Annotated in this window: 1 pseudogene; it reads left to right on the forward strand. The window is 40.5% G+C overall.

What is annotated here, in order from left to right:
- A pseudogene (locus AC1M36_RS28675) lies at positions 1–242 on the forward strand (IS200/IS605 family accessory protein TnpB-related protein); the annotation flags it as partial.

A 242-nucleotide genomic window follows, 5' to 3' on the forward strand; every position in this document is an offset into this window, starting at 1 on the left:
TAAGAATAAGAAAAAGGATGGCAAACCGATTGCGTGGTCTGTGGAAGACCACGGGGAGTATTACATTGTAAAATGTTTAGTCGATGTGCCGAAAAACCCTCATACGAATTACAGTACATCAGATGGTGTGATCGGTGTAGATTGTAATCTTGAGCATGTTGCTTGGGCAAATGTAACGAAGGATGGGAATTATAAAGGAAGTGGCTCCCTTCATTTTTCTATTATGGGTAAATCTACAGGAC

The organism is Bacillus sp. Medicinal_06 (assembly GCF_056711665.1).